The following is a 17,859-nucleotide window of genomic DNA, read 5'->3' as shown; positions in this document are numbered from 1 at the left end:
GGGGGCCCGCATGAAACGCATGAAACGCATGACCACCTTGCTGTGCGCGGCTCAGGTTTGTTTGGCTGCCATGGCGAGCGCAGCGCCACTATCGATCACGTTGCCGCCCGAAACGGCTGTGTTCAAGCCCAATGCGCTGCCTGGTTACCAGTTGGCCCAGCAGAAATGTTCCACCTGCCATTCTGTCGATTACATCAACTTCCAGCCTCCTGGCCTGAGCCTGGAGCAGTGGACTGGAGAAGCAGGCAAGATGCAGCACGTGTATGGTGCTCCGATCAGTGATCAGGACGTCAACATCATCGGCGCCTACCTTGCGGTTATCTACGGTAGCGCCCATGCGACCGATGCCGATGTGCAGGCTGCCTCGAACCCATCGGCAGGCCAGACCTCGGCGGCGCATGTAGCCAAAGTCGACGCCATGGCCTTGCTGCAGAGCAACTCCTGCCTGTCCTGCCACGCGATGGATCATAAGGTCGTAGGCCCGGCCTATCACGATGTGGCTGCCAAGTATGCCAATGACCCGCAGGCACTGGCCAAGGTAACGTCCAGCATTCAGCACGGCGGTACCGGTAAATGGGGGGATATCCCAATGCCGCCTTTCGCGCAGTTAAGTCCGGACGATCTGCAAACCCTGGCGACTTTCATACTGCACAAGTAAGCCCTGTCCCGGCTCGGCCAGGTACCTGATGGTGTAATGCACCCGATGTCGACTTTGCTCATTGATGAATTCCAAGATGTGGGCTCCAACACCATCTCTTGGGTTAGGGCGACCTTCGCCGAAATCGACCATCGTAATTTGCGGGTAGTTACCGATGGTGCATGTTCGCTGGCGCGGCTTGGGCTGAAGTCGTACACGACCGCTGCCAGGTCGGCGAACTGGGTGGTGGCGTAGGCCCAGACGTAAGCGCGATGAGTCTTTTTGGTGCCCGGGGTCAGCATCTGTACCGGCGTTTCGTCAGGGTGTACGACGCCGTGCGTCAGCAAGGCTTCGCGCAGCGCATCGACTAGCGGCTGGAGTTGCACGCCGCAGTTGCCTACCCATTGCGCCAGAGTCGAACGGGCGATGGGCAACCCGGCACGGCCGAAGATTTTCTCCTGCCGATACAGCGGCAGATGGTCGGCAAACTTGGCCACCATGACGTGGGCCAGCAGTCCCGCTGTCGGTATGCCTTTGTCGATGACATGCGCGGGCACTGGCGCCTGGATCAGGGTTTCGCACTGCTCGCAGGTCCATTTCCCACGGATGTGACGCTCGACGGTGAAGACGCCCTGCGTGCAATCGAGCTTTTCGTTGACGTCTTCACCAATGCGTTTGAGGGCGCAGCTGCACTGGCAAAGGCTGTTGTCCGCCGCTTTCTGCGAAATCTATCCCTGAGCCCGTTTCTCAGGGATGTAAATGCAGACAACAGGCCATACGAAAAACTAGCCGCCCGTCGAAAAGCAAGACTTCATCCAAGGTGTGGACTGAAGTGTGGGCTGGCGGATTTTTCCGAACCCAAGAAACGACAAAGCCCTGAATAATCGGGGCTTTGTCGTATAAAGATGGCGGAGGCGATGGGATTCGAACTCATGGACCTGTTACAGTCGACGGTTTTCAAGACCGTTGCCTTAAACCACTCGGCCACACCTCCGTTTGCGTTGCGGGCGCCATAATACCTGAATGAAACACACTGTCAAACTCTCTCCATAGCTTGTTACAGAGCGTCTGTTATGATCTTTGCGACTGAACGTTTCAAACCAACAGGAGTGTCGCCATGCGCGAACAGGATTACGCAGTTAATAACAGCGTGCAGGCTGAGCAGCTAGAGGTTAGCCGCGTCCTGCGCAACACTTACGGCTTACTCGCTCTCACCCTCGCATTCAGCGGCGTGATGGCGTTTGTCGCTCAGCAGATGCGTGTCGGCTACCCGAATATTTTCGTGGTGCTGATCGGTTTCTACGGCCTTTTCTTCCTCACCAACAAACTCCGTGATTCGGCTTGGGGCCTGGTGTCGGCATTTGCCCTGACCGGTTTCATGGGTTTCCTGCTCGGCCCGATCCTCAACCGTTACCTGGGTATGCAGGGCGGCGCCGAGGTGGTCAGTTCGGCCTTCGCGATGACTGCGCTGGTGTTCGGTGGTTTGTCGGCCTATGTGCTGATCTCCCGCAAGGACATGAGTTTCCTCAGTGGTTTCATCACTGCGGGTTTCTTCGTGTTGCTGGGTGCGGTGGTTGCCAGCTTCTTCTTCCAGATCAGCGGTCTGCAACTGGCGATCAGCGCAGGTTTCGTGCTGTTCTCCTCGGTCTGCATTCTGTTCCAGACCAGCGCCATCATTCATGGCGGCGAGCGCAACTACATCATGGCGACCATCAGCCTGTATGTATCGATCTACAACCTGTTCGTCAGCTTGTTGCAGCTGTTTGGCATCATGAGCCGCGATGATTAATCGTCAGCCTTGAGGAAAAAACCCGCTTCGGCGGGTTTTTTCTTGCCTGCGATTTGAATAAAGGCTCACGCCATCGGTGGCAGCCGGCGCTTGACCGGAGTTTTCTTGACGATCGCCGTGTTGGTTTCGGCGTGGGTGTTTAGACGGTCGAGCAGGGTGTCCAGTTGCTCCATCGAACGCACATGCAGGCGTGCGATGAAACAGTCGTCGCCGGTGACTTTGTCGCACTCGGTAAATTCGGGAATGGCCTGAATCTGCCGTTCCACTTCCTGCAACTGGCCTGGCAGCGGGCGAATGCGGACGATGGCCTGGAGTTGATAGCCAAAGCATTTGGGGTCGATCTCGACGGTATAGCCTTTGAGCACGCCACGCTCTTCGAGGCGGCGCAAACGCTCGGCGACGCTGGGCGAAGACAGGCCGCTGATCTGCGCCAGAGCCTTGAGCGAGCGACGTGAATCTTCCATCAGTGCCGTGATCAGCACTTGGTCGATATCATCGGTCATGGCGAAACCCCTATTAGGCAATAAACTCAAACTGCCTTGATAAAAAAGGCAGATTTCGAGTTTAGCCTGCTTTTTGCTCTGGAGAAGCCCTTCGGCGGATTGGCATACTTTGGGCTCAAACACAGGAGTCTGATGATGGACAAAACAATACGTCACGGGTCATTTGAAATGACCGCCGCCATGCTGATTTCCGGGACCATCGGCTGGTTCGTGCTGGTGTCCGGGCAACCGGTGCTGGACGTGGTGTTTTGGCGTTGCGTGTTCGGCGCCGGCACGTTGTTGCTGATCTGCGCGGCATTCGGCTTCCTCCGTCCTGGCATTCTGACCCGCACTACGTTCTTGCTGGCCGTGCTCAGTGGCGTGGCGATTGTCGGCAACTGGGTGCTGTTGTTTGCTTCTTACTCCCGTGCCTCGATTGCCATCGGCACAGCGGTTTACAACGTTCAGCCGTTCATGCTGGTGGGGTTGGCCGCGTTATTCCTCAACGAGAAAATCACCCTGCAAAAACTGTTCTGGCTGGGCATTTCGTTTCTCGGGATGCTGGCGATTGTCAGCGCACATGGCGGGCAGGGCGAAAGCGGCAACGATTACCTGATGGGCATCGCTCTGGCGCTGGGGGCGGCATTCCTTTACGCGATTGCCGCGTTGATCATCAAACGCCTGACCGGTACACCGCCGCATCTGATCGCGTTGATTCAGGTTCTCACCGGCGTGCTGTTACTCGCGCCATTCGCGCACTTTTCGGCAGTGCCGCAAGCGCCGAGCGCGTGGGCCAGTCTGGTCACCCTGGGCATTGTCCACACCGGCGTGATGTACGTGCTGCTCTACGGCGCGATTCAAAAACTACCGACGGCGCTGACCGGAGCGCTGTCATTCATCTACCCGATTGCGGCGATTTTCGTCGACTGGTTCGCTTTCGGCCATCGCCTGGAGCCGCTGCAATGGATCGGTGTCGCCGCGATTCTGTTGGCCGCTGCCGGCATGCAACAAGGCTGGAGCCTGAAGTTTCGTCGAGCGGCAACGCAATAAACCGGCGTCAGATGTTCCATCGCGGCGCGGTCTTGGCCAGTCGCTGGCGCATCTCGCCGATGTTGCTGGCCAACTGTCGGACCAATAGCCGGTAACCATCCAGAGGGTTGTAAACCGGTGCGGCCAGGCTTGAATCCGACGGCAGTTCGACAGGCCGATTAATCCGCTGGGACGCACCGGATTTCAGCGCCCGGGCCATACCAATCAGTTGCACCCGGATCAACCGATGTTCGGCTTTCAAAGCCGATTGCAAATGGGCCATGGCGTCCGCGTCACTGGCATCCGGTCGGGTGTTACCGAGGATTTCCAGGGTGCTGACACACATTCGCAAGTGGCGCTGAATGGCATCGAGTTCAGTCATGGAGATCCGCACTTCCTTGGACACCGACGGCATCAATGAGCGCAGTTGCACCATCACCGTGTTGAGGCGGCCCACGAGTTTATGGTGTTCGTCATCGGTGACCGATTGGCCATTGATGATGCGCCCGTAGATCGTCGCGCAGTCGCGCAAGGCATCGGCCAGGTTATAGCGCCAGGAATACACCGCGTAGAGCGGCAGGGCGAAAGAAAATGCCAGGGCCAGGGCGATGCCGATCAGGATGTCCACCCCACGCCACAACCCGTCGGTGATCGGGTTGTCGCCATGCCCCGCGACGATAAACACGGTAATTGCCGAGAGCAACGCGGTGTAACCGCCCTTGCCGATGGCGTGGTACGAGAAGAACCCGCAGACCACCGCCATCGCGAAATAGGTCAGCCACGGCATCCCGAGCCACGCCTGTTGCGCCACCAGCAGCAAGCCGACGCCGGCTCCGATCAAGGTGCCGATGGCGCGCTCGGCGGCTTTTTTGCCGATGTTGCCGTGGTGCTGCAAACCGCCAATCACCACCAGCATCGTCACCGACGCCCACTCACCGTGGGGCAGATTGATGCCGGTGGTCAGCAGGATCGTTGCCAGCAACCCCAGCGACACGCGCACCGCGTGGATCACTCTGGCGTGGCGATAGCGCCGATACGGGTCCAGCAACGGACGCAACAGTCGACGCAACAGCGGTGGCAGTCGATTGGCTCTGAATGTGCTCAGGCTCGGTCTCCTCAGAAGATGTAATCGGTGGTCAGGAAACTCGAACTGCGTCCGCTGATGATCTCGCTGATGAGTTCTTTGTTGGTTTCCTGGAACTTGGTCGCCACCAGTGTGCGGATCGAAAACACGCGCAGCGCATCATGCACCGACAGCGTGCCTTCGGCGGAGTTCTTGCGGCCATTGAACGGGAAGGTATCCGGGCCGCGCTGGCACTGGGCGTTGAGGTTGATCCGGCCGACCTGGTTGGCGAAGGTGTCCACCAGTCGGCCGACCGCCACCGGGTTGGTGCCGAAGATACTCAGCTGCTGGCCGAAGTCCGATTCCAGGACGTAATCGATCACCGTGTCCAGATGCCGGTAAGGCACGATCGGGACGACCGGGCCGAACTGTTCTTCCTGATAGACGCGCATCTGCGGCGTCACCGGGTACAGCACGGCGGGGTAGAAGAACGAAGCGCGGGCTTCACCGCCGTTGGGGTTGACCACGGTGGCGCCTTTGCCGACGGCATCCGCGACCAGCGAGTGCAGGTAATCGACCTTGCTCGCTTCCGGCAACGGCGTCAGCGCCACGCCGCTGTCCCACGGCATGCCGGGTTTGAGACTGGCGAGTTTGGCGTTGAATTTCTCGATGAAAGCGTCGACTACGTCTTCATGGACGAAGAGGATTTTCAGCGCGGTGCAGCGCTGACCATTGAACGACAGCGAGCCGGTGAGCGCTTCGCTGACCGCGTTGTCCAGATCCACCTCAGGCAGCACGATGCCGGGGTTTTTCGCGTCCAGGCCCAACGCCGCGCGCAAGCGGTGCGGTTTTGGATGAAGTTTTTTCAGGTCGCTGGCGGCCTTGTTGGTGCCAATGAATGCAAAAATATCGATCTTGCCGCTGGCCATCAGCGCGCTGACGGTCTCGCGGCCGCTGCCGTAGATCACGTTGATCACCCCGGCCGGGAAGCTGTCGCGGAATGCTTCCAGCAGCGGACGAATCAACAGCACGCCCAGCTTGGCCGGTTTGAACACCACGGTGTTGCCCATGATCAGTGCCGGGATCAGCGTGGTGAAGGTTTCGTTCAGCGGGTAGTTGTAAGGTCCCATGCATAACGCCACACCCAGCGGTACGCGGCGGATCTGGCCGAGGGTGTCCTGTTCCAGTTCGAAGCGGCTGGAGCGGCGGTCGAGTTCCTTGAGCGCGTTGATGGTGTCGACGATGTAATCGCAGGTGCGGTCGAACTCTTTTTCCGAGTCCTTGAGGTTCTTGCCGATTTCCCACATCAGCAACTTGACCACGGCTTCGCGCTGTTCACGCATGCGCCCCAGGAAAGCTTCGACGTGCTGGATGCGTTCGGCTACGCGCATCGTCGGCCAAAGGCCCTGGCCCCGGTCATAGGCGCGGACGGCGGCGTCGAGGGCGGTCAATGCAGTGTCGGCATCGAGCAGTGGCGTGCTGCCAAGAATCACTTGTTCATCACCATTTTCACCCGTCAGGTACACCGGGCTGCGGACCTGGGCGAGGGGCCCGGGCCAGGTTTTCAGCTCGCCGTCGACCAGGTATTCACGCTGTTCGGTCTGGCCGTCGAGGCGGTATTTTTCCGGTATGTCGGTGGAGTCGGGAAACAAGTTGCCAAGGATGTGTTCTGTGGTCATGTCGCTACCCCGTGTGTGGTGTAAGCCATGCGCTAGCGGCGTGCAGTTCGCAATTGACTTGAAAGGTTATACGCCTTAATGACTCGATTTTTTAACTGCAATCAAGCGCAAATGGGCAGAGCAGAGGGGTGATGGTGTGGATCTTGTGTTCCAAGCGTAGACCGCTTTGCTCTGTACCTCGAGGGCGCTTGCTTAGGCGCGGCGAACAGCTATATCTCAATCCCGGCAGCGCGGGACCGCGGCGGTTTAAGTTGCCGGCGACCCTGGCGCTGCTTGAGGTACTTGAGGCCTCAATTGAGCCGCGTCTGATCTTGCTACTGGAATGACCTTTCCCTGAACTGTCTCGGAGCAACGGCGGGCCGGCGCTGACAGGAAACATTTCGACATAAAATATACGACTGACGCCCTCCGTACGTCGCTTGCAAAGGCTCTACCTCCTACCTTTACTGTTACCGAACGTCAGAGTAATACCTCATCAAATATGTCTTTCATATCAAGGTTTAAGCACGCCTTTTGAAATTCCGCCTGAATCTTTTTCTGATCTACCACCAGAAAATTCAAAGGATGATTAAGAAATGAAAGGGGACTTGGCGGCAGTTATCCGAAAACTCGTATCTCCTTCAATGCGGTATGAGATAAGAAACGCTTCAAACTGGTTGCGAGACATCCTTGGACGTGCGTGTTTCTGGCGTTGGGAAATTGCCAGGTTCAGACTGCAGAGCGAAAGTCCCTACGAATTCCTCTATATCGGTAGGAAAAAGCAGCGGGAGATGGCGAAGCTTCTCATAGGGGGGAAGTCCCAAGGGAATACCCCTATGGCTGGCGGCGAACCGGAACCTGCCGCGTCAAATCATGTGGTAGTGGTCAGTGAAATGCCGACCTCGGGGGCCTTGTATGTACCCTTGTATCTGAGTGCCGTCGTACCGCTGGGGCGATCCATAGAGGAGATCACCACAAAATACGATAGCGAGTTGCGTCGAAATATACGCAAGAACCGACCGCGCTACCGAATGAGACAGACGCTGCTGGATGAAGAAATTGAAAAGGCAGACAGGGAAATGCTTCGGCCTTATGCCACGGCAAGGCAAGGCATCCACGCTGCGCAATTTGCCACGCAGGAGGTTTTCAGGATAGCCAAGACTGTGGGCCGGCTCGACTTGATAATGCTGGAGGACGAAGTTGTTGCCTGCCACCTTGGCTGCGTCATAACTCGGGGTGGAAAGCGCTACTGGAGCACACTACGTTTCGGCTATACCGAGGCGATTTTTTCAGATGCCAAAAGACTGCGCGAGGTCAATTCGATCACCACTTTCATGGCGCTTGAATGGGCGATCGATCATGGCTTCGATTATTACGACATCGGTCTTTGCGTGGCACGGCCGGATGACGGTCTTCTGAAATGGAAAAGAAGGCGCGGCGGTGATATTGATTCCTTGGGAAACCACGCTTATATGTTTGTCCGGCTGCCCAAGACCGGTACAGCCAAATTCCTCTGGGACACACCGCTATTCGCCGTCGAAGGGAAGGAATTGACCCTGCACCTTGGCTTACCGGACGGGCCAAGCGATGAGGAGGTCGCCAGCCGCTATCATGAAATGGTCTTTGGCGGGCTGCACAAAATTTATCTCTATTGCGCACAGAGCTCGGGCGAACAGTTCCTCGAAACCTTGCGCAGTCGCTATGCCAGTTTGCAGACCCCACCCATCATGCAAAGGATTGCATCCAGCTGAACCATTTCCAGGTCTGAAATTACAGCGTTTCGCGCCTGACTATTGACCCTGTCCCGCAGGGAGGACTTTTCATGGAAAGCGATGTCTCGCAAATAAGCACTTCGACCGCTGGCAATCGAAAAAAATGGACCCTTGCCGCCTACAGGTATATGGCGAGAAAAAGGCTGGCACGCAAGGCGGAGATCAACTTGAAAAGCGTTGCGGTGAAAAGCTGGGATATTGCGCCGGGTGGGATATCGCATTCGCCGCCGGCTATCTTCCTGCCCGGTCAAATGGAACGTGTGACAGGATGGGAGGCGAAGCGCTTTTATCCTTTCGAGCATCCCGCTCGCACCATGGAAGGCCTGGGTGACGTGGTACAAGGCCCGACCCGTGGCTACTTGATCAAGGATGTCTGGCTGATCGATGGCGCGCTCTACAAGGACAATGCAAGTCTGTGGTTGTCTCTCAAACCGGGAATGTTTCCGCGAATTCTCGTGGAAAACGAGATCGAGCGCGGTGCCGCTTACTGCACGCAAAATGGAAATACATGGTTTGGCACATGGTTGATGGAAGACTGCCCGACCTATTCGTTGGCCTGCGACGAAGGCGTCCCGGTGACCACCGCGCCATCCGCCAGGTTTCCCATATTTACCCAGGCCCCCGCGTATGAGGACTGGTTTGGCATGAAACCGGTTCGCTTGAACGGTGCGTTTTTTCGTGAGCTCGTGCTATTCGACGATCTGAGCAACAATCGAAGCCGGCATTTACGTTTCCGTGCCATGGGTGAAAAGCTACTGTCGCACGTGAGCTATGAGTCTCACCCTGGCGTGTTCATTCTCCGGGGTGGCGACGGTGACTTGCGCTTTTTGCGCAATGAAATTGAGCTCGCTGAACATCTGCGCAAGAGTAGGGGGTTTCGCATCATCGATCCTTTGAAAACCGATGTCCCGACCATAGTGGCGACGTGTGCCGGGGCGCGGACCGTGGTGGGAGTCGAAGGGAGCCAGCTCGTACATGGTGTCAATGTACTCCGGGAGGGTGGTTCGTTGCTGGCACTGCAGCCGCCGAACCGTTTCGTCAGCTACTTCAAGTACCTGACGGATCGCGATAACCAGAATTTTGGCTTTGTGGTCGGAACGCCAGAGGGCGATGGCTTCAAAATAGACATTCAAGAGGTTGAGCGCACACTGGACCTGTTCCCATCATGACGGCTGCCCAGGGGCGTGAGTAACCAGGTGTGGGGGCTCATCCCCGTTGCTCGGCCACCAACAGCAACGACTGCGGCACAGGACTTTGTGGGTGCTGCGGCTCCTGCAAGCTGGCCAGCCGAAAACCGGCCATGTCCAGCGCATTGATCCAACTGGACAGCGTGCGCAAGTACCACGGCATGGGTTGCCACTGCCCCTTGAACCCAGCGAAAGTCTCTTCCCGCCAACCATCCTGATAGTCTCCCGCCGCCGCGGTCCACGGATGCAGCGTCTGGATCACCAGCGCACCGCCAGGGGCGAGCAGGGCGTTCATGGCGGCGAGCAGAGGGATGATGTCCTGGTGCAGCAGGGCGAAGTTGGCGCAGATCAGGTCGTAGTCGCTGCCGATGTCCACCTTCGCCTCCACTAACGCTTCATAGCTCGCCAAATGCACCTGCGAAGAACCTGCCGCCCGAGCCGCCTCGACTAGCGTCGCATCGCCATCCACACCGACCGCCTCGATGCCCCGTTTAGCCAGCGCACGCAACAGCCAGCCCTCGCCGCAACCCAGGTCGAGCACGCACTCGGGCTGGCGGCCTAGCACCGCCAGCAGAATTGCCTGGTCGGTGACTTTGAGGCGGCTTTCAATGGTGCCGGTGCGAATGGCTTCGATCCAGGATTGGGCGTTGTGGTGCCAACTTTGGAGGAGGGTAGATTCGGAGGCGGGCATTTTGATCTCCGCAGTTGTTGGTTGGATGGAAGGATAGGACAGATGCTGGTGGATCGGACCTTATCTGTGACGCTTCACCTGCGTCATAATCACCGACAGTGACCTTTTGCGAGGTCACGCTGGCGCGTCACTCGGGAAGACCGGCTTTGCGTTGCAATCATTCCGACCGCTTGATTTTAGAGGAGACGCAGCATGGACCGATTCACAGGCGGTTGCCTGTGCGGCAATGTCCGAATTGAGGCTTCGGGACGCCCATACCGGGTCGGCCTTTGTCACTGTCTCGACTGCCGAAAGCATCATGGGGCCCTTTTTCACGCCTGCGCGGTGTTCCCTCAGAGTGCGGTGACGATCAATGGCGAAACACGCGACTACGCCGGGCGGTTTTTCTGTCCCCGCTGCGGCTCGTCCGTTTTCGCACGCACCGCCGACGAAATCGAAGTGAACCTGGGATCCCTGGATGCCCCTGACCAACTGATGCCCACCTACGAAAGCTGGATCGTCCGTCGCGAGTCCTGGTTGCCGCCGTTTCCGCTCACGAGACGATACGAGCGCGATCGTGACGCGACGGGTCGCTTTGAAGAGTAGGCCGCGCAGTAAAAAGCCCGCTGAACCGGTGATGGTCAGCGGGCTTTTACGTGGGTGGGTTTTTTTCTGATCCGTATTTTCCTTCGCTATCTGCATCTGTAACGCACTCAGCCGGCGGCTCACAATGACAGCACGCTCCACAGTCGCGGCAACCGCCGCACCGCAAACTCATACCGTAGGAGGCCCAATGGGCAAAATGGCAATTTTCCTGGGTGGATTTCTGGTGTTGACCATTTTGATCGGTGCCCTTGCCACGATTTCTCCCGTTTAGCCACTTCCTTCAATCAGCAAAAAGCACAACGCCTCCACACTGGGAGGCGTTGCAGTTTCAGCACTACCGCTCGCGTTACTTCAGATCGAAACGATCCAGGTTCATCACCTTGGTCCAGGCAGCCACGAAGTCTTTAACAAACTTTTCCTTCGCATCAGCGGTTGCATAGACTTCCGCCAACGCCCGCAACTGCGCATGTGAGCCGAAGACGAGATCGACACGAGTGGCTGTCCACTTCACTTCGCCGGTTTTGCGATCGCGCCCTTCAAACTCCTCATTAGCCTCCGAGACCGGTTTCCATTCCACGCCCATATCCAGCAGGTTCTTGAAGAAATCGTTGGTCAACGCCTCCGGCTGCTGCGTGAACACACCGTGTTTGGTTTGTCCGACATTGGTGTTCAGCACGCGCATGCCGCCAATGAGTGCGGTCATTTCTGGCGCGGTAAGTGTCAGCAGTTGCGCCTTGTCGATCAACAGCTGCTCAGCCGGTACGCGGTATCTGCCTTTGAGGAAGTTACGGAAACCATCGGCGATGGGTTCGAGGAAGCCGAAAGACTCCACATCCGTCTGTTCCTGGGAGGCGTCCATCCGCCCCGGTGTGAACGCAACCGTGACGCTGTGCCCAGCGTTTTTCGCCGCCTGTTCGACACCAGCGCTACCGGCCAGCACGATCAGGTCTGCCAGCGAGATCTTCTTGCCGCTGTTGTTGAATTCGCTCTGAATGCTCTCGAGTTTCGCCAACACGTTCGCCAGTTGCTCAGGCTGGTTGGCCTGCCAGAATTTCTGCGGAGCCAGACGCAAACGCCCACCGTTGGCGCCGCCGCGTTTGTCGGAGCCACGGAAGGTCGAGGCCGCCGCCCAGGCAGTTGATACAAGCTGCGAGATTGTCAGGCCCGAGGCGAGGAGTTTGCTCTTGAGCGCGGCGACGTCACTGTCGTTGACCAGGGCATGGTCGACCGCTGGAATCGGGTCTTGCCACAGCAGTTCTTCGCTTGGCATTTCCGGGCCGAGGTAGCGGGAGAGGGGGCCCATGTCGCGGTGGATCAGCTTGAACCAGGCGCGGGCGAACGCGTCGGCCAATTGGTCCGGATTTTCCAGGAAACGCCGTGAAATCGGTTCATAGATCGGGTCAAATCGCAGCGACAGGTCCGTGGTCAGCATGGTCGGATTACGACGCTTGGATGGGTCGTGAGCATCCGGAATGATGCCGGCACCGGCGCCGTTTTTCGGTATCCACTGATTCGCGCCCGCGGGGCTTTTGCTCAGTTCCCACTCGAAGCCGAACAGGTTTTCCAGATAGTTGTTGCTCCACCGGGTGGGCGTGGTGGTCCAGGTGACTTCCAGGCCGCTGGTGATGGTGTCCGGCCCTTTGCCGGTGCCGAAGCTGTTCTTCCAGCCAAAGCCCTGCGCTTCGAGGCCAGCGGCTTCGGGCTCGGCGCCGACATTGTCGGCAGGTCCGGCGCCGTGGGTCTTGCCGAAGGCGTGGCCGCCGGCAATCAGTGCCACGGTTTCTTCGTCATTCATCGCCATGCGCGCGAAGGTTTCGCGGATGTCCTTACCGGCAGCGACCGGGTCGGGGTTGCCTTCCGGGCCTTCCGGGTTGACGTAGATCAGGCCCATTTGCACGGCGGCGAGCGGGTTCTCCAGGTTGCGCCCTTGGTCAGTACGGCTCGCCTCATTTTCCCCTGGCTCAGCTACGAGTGGGCCTTCGCCAGGCTCTTGCATGGGCTCGTTCTTTTTACCGTAGCGGGTGTCGCCGCCCAGCCACTTGTTTTCCGAGCCCCAGTAGACGTCCTCATCCGGCTCCCAAACGTCCGGACGACCGCCGGAAAAGCCGAAGGTCTTGAAGCCCATTGACTCCAGCGCGACGTTGCCGGTGAGGACGATCAGATCAGCCCAGGAAATTTTGCTGCCATATTTTTGCTTGATCGGCCAGAGCAGCCGCCGTGCCTTGTCGAGGCTGACGTTGTCCGGCCAACTGTTGAGCGGCGCGAAGCGTTGCTGACCGGAACCGGCGCCACCACGACCGTCACCGGTGCGGTACGTACCGGCGGCGTGCCAGGCCATGCGAATGAAGAGTGGCCCGTAGTGACCGAAGTCCGCCGGCCACCAGTCCTGGGAATCGGTCATCAACGCCGTCAGGTCTCTTTTGACCGCTTCAAAGTCCAGGCTTTTGAATGCTTCAGCGTAGTTGAAGCCCTCGTCCATGGGGTCGGACAGGGACGAGTGCTGATGGAGGATCTTCAGATTCAGTTGGTTCGGCCACCAGTCGCGGTTTGTCGTGCCACCGCCAGCGGCGCTAATGAATGGGCATTTCGATTCGTTTGCCATGTGTGAGCTACCTTTGGTCGTATTCATCCGGCTATCCGGCCCAACGTGGGCGTTAAACAGCAACGGGCGAAACCAATGACACAGGCTGCAGGGCCAGCAGTTTGATCAACTGATTGTTTTGATCACACGGGAATTCTGAACAGTGGCAATCGAGTTGGCTGCACGGTGGCCTACGGCAGGTTTAGTCAGGCTTCTGACCCATTCCTATCTCCTTATCAGCTCTTAACCGGCCGGCTAGGGTGCCAGCGCTCGAGTAAGGTTAGACCCCAGTTGGGAAGTCAGCTAATAGGTGGAGTATTGGGTCGCGATAGGCAGAGTCTTTTACCGGCATCTGGGGTGGGCCCGCGTCTATTTGCAGCATAGACGCGGGGGAAGCCGTTACTTTCGCACGTTCTGGTACAGCATCAACCTTGAGGTTTCATGCATGGCGCGGGTCAGCTGCGACAGGCGCTTGAACTCTTCAGGGTTTTGCTCGGCGACGTTGTCCAGTGGTGTCATTGAGGCCAGGTCGTGGAGGGTCGGCGAGCTGCCGTCGTGCTCCATCTGCACCATGTAGTGTTGAGTCACGCCGGCAATCAGCGGGAATGTGCCTTCACGTAACACCAGCGGCACCACACGCTCACCCTCGGGCGCTGGCTGCTGGATATCACGGCCCATGCCGCTGTTGCGAAACTCAAGACCGGCCATGCCCGCCACGGTGGGCAGCAAGTCCACCAGGCCAACCGCTTCTTTGACCTTGCGCGTCCCGAGCAAGCCCGGCGCGTGGATGATCATCGGCACCGCGTTGCTTTCCAGGCCTAGTTGCTCGTAGGCGGGTGCCAGGAAAGGGATCTGGGCGATTCGGGTGTTATGGTCGCCAAACAACACGAAAATGGTGTTTTCGTAATAGCCGCCTGCTTTGGCGATTTCCATCAAGCGTCCGATGTTGAAGTCCAGCAAACGCACGGCGTTGTACTGCTCGACACTGCGCGATCCTGCGGCCTGGACTTCCGCCAGGGTAGGGTGCTTGACTTCGAATCCATCGTTGCTCTTGGGAATCGTGAAGGGACGGTGATTGCCGGCCGTCTGTACATACGCAAAGAACGGTTTGTCCTTGGGCAGCGCTTGCAGGATCTGGTCGGTTTCCTTGAACAGATCCAGGTCTGAAATCCCCCAGACATCCACCACCGGGGATTTCCAGTCCCGCTCTTCAAACAAGCGAACGCCGTCGATGCTTTGCCGAATCAAGGCATTCATGTTGGCCCAACCGGAGTTGCCGCCGATGGTGTAGATCTTCTCGTAATCGGTGAAGGCGTTGATCAGTGTGTTTTGCTTGGTGATCAACGGATTACGCGTCGCGGTTTCCTGGCGGGTGACGTCAGGCACCCCGCTGATGCTGGCCCAGACGGTTTTTGCGGTCCCCGTCACCGGCACATAAAAGTGCTCGAAGAACCAGCTCTGAGTGGCCAGGCGATCAATATTGGGCGTCGGATTGATCGGGTTGCCATAAGCCCCGACGGCGCTGGTGCCCAGCGATTCAAGCATGACGAACATTACGTTCGGCGGCCGGGAACCCGGTACTTTGTAGGGTTGTGGCGCCTGTTGACGTACGAAATCAAGGGTTTGCGCGTCGGGCTTGTCCACCCCCAGGTAGTTGGCCATCACCGGGTAGTGTTCGCGCACCTGCGCTTCGTCATAGCGCGACTGGCCGACTTTGACTGTGTCGTAGAGGAACAACACCGGGTTCAGGCCCAACGCGGCAACCTGGTTATTGCCCGAGAAGAACGCATCGCTCCAGCGTAACGGGACCGGATTTTCAAGGTTCATGTTTTCGACACGACCTAAAATGCCCAGCAGCACCACCACGACCATCAGCGCGCCGCCCCATGTCGCAGAGAGCGGGTGAATGGCTTTGCGCGGGCGGTCCAGCGTTACGCGTTCCAGACGCACCAAGGCCAGTATCGCCAGCGTGACCGTTACCAGCCAACCCAGTGAAATCCAGATAACCGGGTAAGTTTGCCAGACCATGTCACGGGATATTTGCGCATCCTCGATGAAGCGCAGCACGGTGGCGTTGATTCGTACGCCCAGGTAGGCGTAATGGCCGAAGTCGATGATGTAAATCAGCAGCAGGACGCTCAGGGCTGCAACCAGATAAACGCGTGCGATCCGGCGAAGCAGACGGCTGCCGATCAGATTCCAACGAGGAATCCAGGCCAGCAACGCCAACGGCAACACGACCAGGATGGCCAGGCGCAGATCGAAGCGAAAGCCGATGCCCAGGGTTTCCACGACAGCATTTTGGTCGATCAGGGCGCTGGCGTCGAAACCGGAAAAGCCGAAGAAAAACACGACCCTGAGCAGTGCAAACAGCGCAAACGTAATCGCTGTCGCGCCCAGCCAGTAATGCAAACGTCGAGATTGCAGCCAACCCATCCATGTTCCCCTGTTATTAAAGTCGTTAAATCTCAAACGGATTTGGGCATGTCGCCCACTGCACCGCGCCGATTGCTTACCCGGCGAAACGTCCAGCGCATGACAAGCATCAGCAGTGCCACGCAGCAATACAGACCCAGCAGTGGATCAATCAAATAATCCCAATAGTTTTGCGAAGGTTTCACCCCGGCGATGAACGCCAGGGTCGCGCTGGCCAGCATTACGACGGCCAGGCCGTTGCGCAGGTAAAACAGACCCAGTGTGAGTACTGCGAGGAAAATCAACATGGGGCGCGGGCTGTAGCCAAACCGATAGGGGTCCAGATCACTCATGCCCAGGGTTGCCGGGTACAGCACCAGGGCCATTGCGGCGAAGAGGATCAATACGCTGGTTTTACCCCGCGCAGGTGGCAGGATGTCCAGCCGACGCAAGCAGCCCCACGCCATGAACACCAGGGTGGTGATCGCCAGGTCATCAATGTAGCTGCGCAAATATGCGGCCAACGACAACCCGTCCAGCGGTATGAAGCTGGCGGCCAACAACGCGGCCAACAGTGCGATCCGCAAGGTCCTGGGCAGGCCGAAAGCAGGCAGCACCAGGAAAAGGATCATTGCGAAGCTGGCATGGGCTTGCCACAGGCTGATCATTTGAGACGCTCGTTGAGCCACGCATCGTTAAAGGTGACGTGCTTGATGAAGGTGTTGTTCCAGGAATAAACCAAGTGATACATACCGTCGGGACTGCGGATGAAGTACGGGTACTCATATTCGAATTCACACCCTTGGCTTTTACAGACACGGTTGTCGAGGTTGTCCAGGAACTGCGCCTCCAGCGGTTGACGCAGAGCGCCACTGGAACCGCGGAACTCTTTGCCGATGATTTCCTTGTAGGCCTCGGGTGAAAACGGCGCGCCCGCTGGATCGGGTGACTTGTCGAGGTCGCGCAACGAGCGCCAATCGTCCATTTTTGCATCGGTCCCGTAAAGACTCAGCTTGAAGCGCCCCTCCTGCAGGTCGTTGAGCGCCACCAGCAACCCTTGTTCGGGCGTCGCGACGGCCGCCAGCGAGGAATTCGGATTCGAGGGATCGAGCGGATAAGGCTCACTCCAGGTTTGTCCGGCATCTTCGGTGCGGGTCGCCAGAACACGGTGGTGGGTGTTGCCGGCATAGCGCAGCAAGGCGATGCCGCGCTGCCCGTCCAGCGGAACCACCGTGGGTTGCAATGAGTTCTTGCCGTGGCTGATGCGGAATTTGTCGATCACATCGCCGTCTGCGCTCAAGTAGAGGTACTCGGCAAACTTGCCCAGAAATTCGTGGTAGACCGGTAAGCCGATGGAGCCGTCGGCATGAAACACCGGTGCCGACCGGACCAGGGTGCTGATGTTCAGAAAGGGTGAAGTGATCAGCTGGCGCGGAGCGGACCAATGTCCACCGAAGTCGTCTGAAACCATCACATTGACCGCGCTACCGGCCCAGCCACCCATGGACACAGACACGTAGAACAACCACAGGCGATTATCCGGCGCGAGGGCAACCACCGGGTTGCCCAGTTTGCGAATGTATTTTCGAGTGCCCTGTTGGGTCGAATCCCGAGTCGCCAATACCTGTTCAGCCCCCCATTCGCCGGTTTTCGAGTCGAAACGGGCGGAGCGCACCTGCACATCGGCTGCGCCTTCGCGCGAGCCAGCGAACCAGACCGTCATCAGGCTACCGTCGGGCAAGGCGGTGACCGCCGAGGAATGCACGAAGTCAACCAGCCCGGAGGAGGCGAAACGGCTGGTATAAATGGGCTTGGCCACTTGGCCGGCCACTGCCATCACGGGGCTTATCAGGGCAAAGGAAGAGTGCGTATTGGCGGGATTGACGAACCACGCGGCGGCAAACAGGCAAGAAAGTGCAAGGTATGCACCGAAGGCAGAAATGCTGGGAAATTTGATGCGCATAATTAAG

Annotated in this window: 14 protein-coding genes, 1 tRNA gene and 2 pseudogenes; 7 read left to right on the top strand and 10 right to left on the bottom strand. The window is 58.2% G+C overall.

Translation table 11 applies throughout. The features are described 5' to 3' along the window. The first annotated feature begins 10 nt into the window (after positions 1-10). A complete protein-coding gene (sorB, locus tag ACYZT7_RS19820; protein WP_462037895.1) occupies positions 11-658 on the top strand; it encodes a SorB family sulfite dehydrogenase c-type cytochrome subunit in 648 nt (215 codons plus the stop codon). Positions 659-816: 158 nt separating this feature from the next. On the opposite strand, the pseudogene tnpC reads toward sorB, so the two are convergent. Together tnpC and ACYZT7_RS19810 are read right to left on the bottom strand one after the other, a co-directional pair. Then, a pseudogene (gene tnpC / locus ACYZT7_RS19815) lies at positions 817-1,347 on the bottom strand (IS66 family transposase); the annotation flags it as partial. Between the two features lie 196 nt (positions 1,348-1,543). After that, positions 1,544-1,631 (bottom strand) — tRNA-Ser (locus tag ACYZT7_RS19810). A 123-nt stretch (positions 1,632-1,754) separates the two neighbouring features. On the opposite strand from ACYZT7_RS19810, the gene ACYZT7_RS19805 reads away from it, so the two are divergent. Continuing rightward, a complete protein-coding gene (locus ACYZT7_RS19805) occupies positions 1,755-2,426 on the top strand; it encodes a Bax inhibitor-1/YccA family protein (protein WP_042609827.1) in 672 nt (223 codons plus the stop codon). Positions 2,427-2,491: 65 nt separating this feature from the next. On the opposite strand, the gene ACYZT7_RS19800 is transcribed toward ACYZT7_RS19805, so the two are convergent. Beyond that, entirely contained in the window at positions 2,492-2,929 is a 438-nt protein-coding gene (locus ACYZT7_RS19800; RefSeq protein WP_008155029.1) for an Lrp/AsnC family transcriptional regulator, read from the bottom strand. Positions 2,930-3,064: 135 nt separating this feature from the next. Here ACYZT7_RS19800 and ACYZT7_RS19795 point away from each other — a divergent pair, with 135 nt between their 5' ends. Continuing rightward, the gene (locus ACYZT7_RS19795; RefSeq protein WP_462037894.1) at positions 3,065-3,958 is read left to right on the top strand and encodes a DMT family transporter; all 894 of its coding nucleotides are present in this window, start codon (positions 3,065-3,067) and stop codon (positions 3,956-3,958) included. A gap of 7 nt (positions 3,959-3,965) precedes the next feature. Here ACYZT7_RS19795 and ACYZT7_RS19790 read toward each other — a convergent pair whose 3' ends face one another. After that, entirely contained in the window at positions 3,966-4,985 is a 1,020-nt protein-coding gene (locus ACYZT7_RS19790) for an FUSC family protein (protein WP_462041835.1), read from the bottom strand. 68 nt (positions 4,986-5,053) lie between these two features. Continuing rightward, positions 5,054-6,679, bottom strand: a complete 1,626-nt coding sequence (locus tag ACYZT7_RS19785; protein ID WP_462037893.1) for an NADP-dependent glyceraldehyde-3-phosphate dehydrogenase — start codon at positions 6,677-6,679, stop codon at positions 5,054-5,056. A gap of 185 nt (positions 6,680-6,864) precedes the next feature. Here ACYZT7_RS19785 and ACYZT7_RS19780 point away from each other — a divergent pair. From ACYZT7_RS19780 to ACYZT7_RS19770, 3 genes and pseudogenes are all read left to right on the top strand, one after another. Beyond that, positions 6,865-7,005 (top strand): annotated as a pseudogene (locus ACYZT7_RS19780) (metallophosphoesterase family protein); the annotation flags it as partial. 249 nt (positions 7,006-7,254) lie between these two features. Then, positions 7,255-8,409 (top strand): hypothetical protein, encoded by a 1,155-nt coding sequence (locus tag ACYZT7_RS19775; protein WP_462037892.1) that lies wholly within the window; start codon positions 7,255-7,257, stop codon positions 8,407-8,409. Positions 8,410-8,480: 71 nt separating this feature from the next. Continuing rightward, positions 8,481-9,599, top strand: coding sequence for a glycosyltransferase 61 family protein (locus ACYZT7_RS19770; RefSeq protein ID WP_462037891.1), 1,119 nt, complete (start codon positions 8,481-8,483; stop codon positions 9,597-9,599). A 37-nt stretch (positions 9,600-9,636) separates the two neighbouring features. On the opposite strand, the gene ACYZT7_RS19765 is transcribed toward ACYZT7_RS19770, so the two are convergent. Further along, positions 9,637-10,308 carry a class I SAM-dependent methyltransferase gene (locus ACYZT7_RS19765; protein ID WP_462037890.1) on the bottom strand — a complete coding sequence of 224 codons (672 nt, stop codon included), beginning with the start codon at positions 10,306-10,308 and terminating at the stop codon, positions 9,637-9,639. Positions 10,309-10,500: 192 nt separating this feature from the next. On the opposite strand from ACYZT7_RS19765, the gene ACYZT7_RS19760 reads away from it, so the two are divergent. Further along, on the top strand, positions 10,501-10,893 hold the full coding sequence (locus tag ACYZT7_RS19760; protein ID WP_462037889.1) for a GFA family protein: 393 nt from the start codon (positions 10,501-10,503) through the stop codon (positions 10,891-10,893). A gap of 346 nt (positions 10,894-11,239) precedes the next feature. Here ACYZT7_RS19760 and katG read toward each other — a convergent pair whose 3' ends face one another. The 4 genes from katG to ACYZT7_RS19740 all read right to left on the bottom strand — a co-directional run bounded on the left by katG (position 11,240) and on the right by ACYZT7_RS19740 (position 17,852). After that, positions 11,240-13,495 carry a catalase/peroxidase HPI gene (gene katG / locus ACYZT7_RS19755; protein ID WP_462037888.1) on the bottom strand — a complete coding sequence of 752 codons (2,256 nt, stop codon included), beginning with the start codon at positions 13,493-13,495 and terminating at the stop codon, positions 11,240-11,242. A gap of 378 nt (positions 13,496-13,873) precedes the next feature. Next, positions 13,874-15,910 carry an LTA synthase family protein gene (locus ACYZT7_RS19750; RefSeq protein WP_462037887.1) on the bottom strand — a complete coding sequence of 679 codons (2,037 nt, stop codon included), beginning with the start codon at positions 15,908-15,910 and terminating at the stop codon, positions 13,874-13,876. Between the two features lie 32 nt (positions 15,911-15,942). Beyond that, complete coding sequence (locus ACYZT7_RS19745) at positions 15,943-16,557, bottom strand: hypothetical protein (RefSeq protein ID WP_462037886.1); 615 nt, start codon at positions 16,555-16,557, stop codon at positions 15,943-15,945. Beyond that, positions 16,554-17,852: a sialidase family protein gene (locus tag ACYZT7_RS19740; RefSeq protein WP_462037885.1), complete on the bottom strand. Its 1,299-nt coding sequence runs from the start codon at positions 17,850-17,852 to the stop codon at positions 16,554-16,556. Before ACYZT7_RS19740 ends, ACYZT7_RS19745 begins: the two co-directional genes overlap by 4 nt. Between the last annotated feature and the right edge of the window lie 7 nt (positions 17,853-17,859).

This window comes from Pseudomonas sp. RT4P38 (assembly GCF_054897765.1).
The sequence above is the reverse complement of the archived record's forward strand: the minus strand, read 5'-3'. Positions and strand labels throughout refer to the sequence as shown.

Bases quoted from the DNA above. Each gene is read 5' to 3' on its own strand.
- ACYZT7_RS19795 (WP_462037894.1), top strand. From the start codon at position 3,065: ATGGACAAAACAATACGTCACGGGTCATTTGAAATGACCGCCGCCATG.
- ACYZT7_RS19740 (WP_462037885.1), bottom strand. From the start codon at position 17,852: ATGCGCATCAAATTTCCCAGCATTTCTGCCTTCGGTGCATACCTTGCA.
- ACYZT7_RS19785 (WP_462037893.1), bottom strand. From the start codon at position 6,679: ATGACCACAGAACACATCCTTGGCAACTTGTTTCCCGACTCCACCGAC.
- sorB (WP_462037895.1), top strand. From the start codon at position 11: ATGAAACGCATGAAACGCATGACCACCTTGCTGTGCGCGGCTCAGGTT.
- ACYZT7_RS19765 (WP_462037890.1), bottom strand. From the start codon at position 10,308: ATGCCCGCCTCCGAATCTACCCTCCTCCAAAGTTGGCACCACAACGCC.
- ACYZT7_RS19805 (WP_042609827.1), top strand. From the start codon at position 1,755: ATGCGCGAACAGGATTACGCAGTTAATAACAGCGTGCAGGCTGAGCAG.
- ACYZT7_RS19800 (WP_008155029.1), bottom strand. From the start codon at position 2,929: ATGACCGATGATATCGACCAAGTGCTGATCACGGCACTGATGGAAGAT.
- ACYZT7_RS19770 (WP_462037891.1), top strand. From the start codon at position 8,481: ATGGAAAGCGATGTCTCGCAAATAAGCACTTCGACCGCTGGCAATCGA.
- ACYZT7_RS19775 (WP_462037892.1), top strand. From the start codon at position 7,255: ATGAAAGGGGACTTGGCGGCAGTTATCCGAAAACTCGTATCTCCTTCA.
- ACYZT7_RS19750 (WP_462037887.1), bottom strand. From the start codon at position 15,910: ATGGGTTGGCTGCAATCTCGACGTTTGCATTACTGGCTGGGCGCGACA.
- ACYZT7_RS19760 (WP_462037889.1), top strand. From the start codon at position 10,501: ATGGACCGATTCACAGGCGGTTGCCTGTGCGGCAATGTCCGAATTGAG.
- katG (WP_462037888.1), bottom strand. From the start codon at position 13,495: ATGGCAAACGAATCGAAATGCCCATTCATTAGCGCCGCTGGCGGTGGC.
- ACYZT7_RS19745 (WP_462037886.1), bottom strand. From the start codon at position 16,557: ATGATCAGCCTGTGGCAAGCCCATGCCAGCTTCGCAATGATCCTTTTC.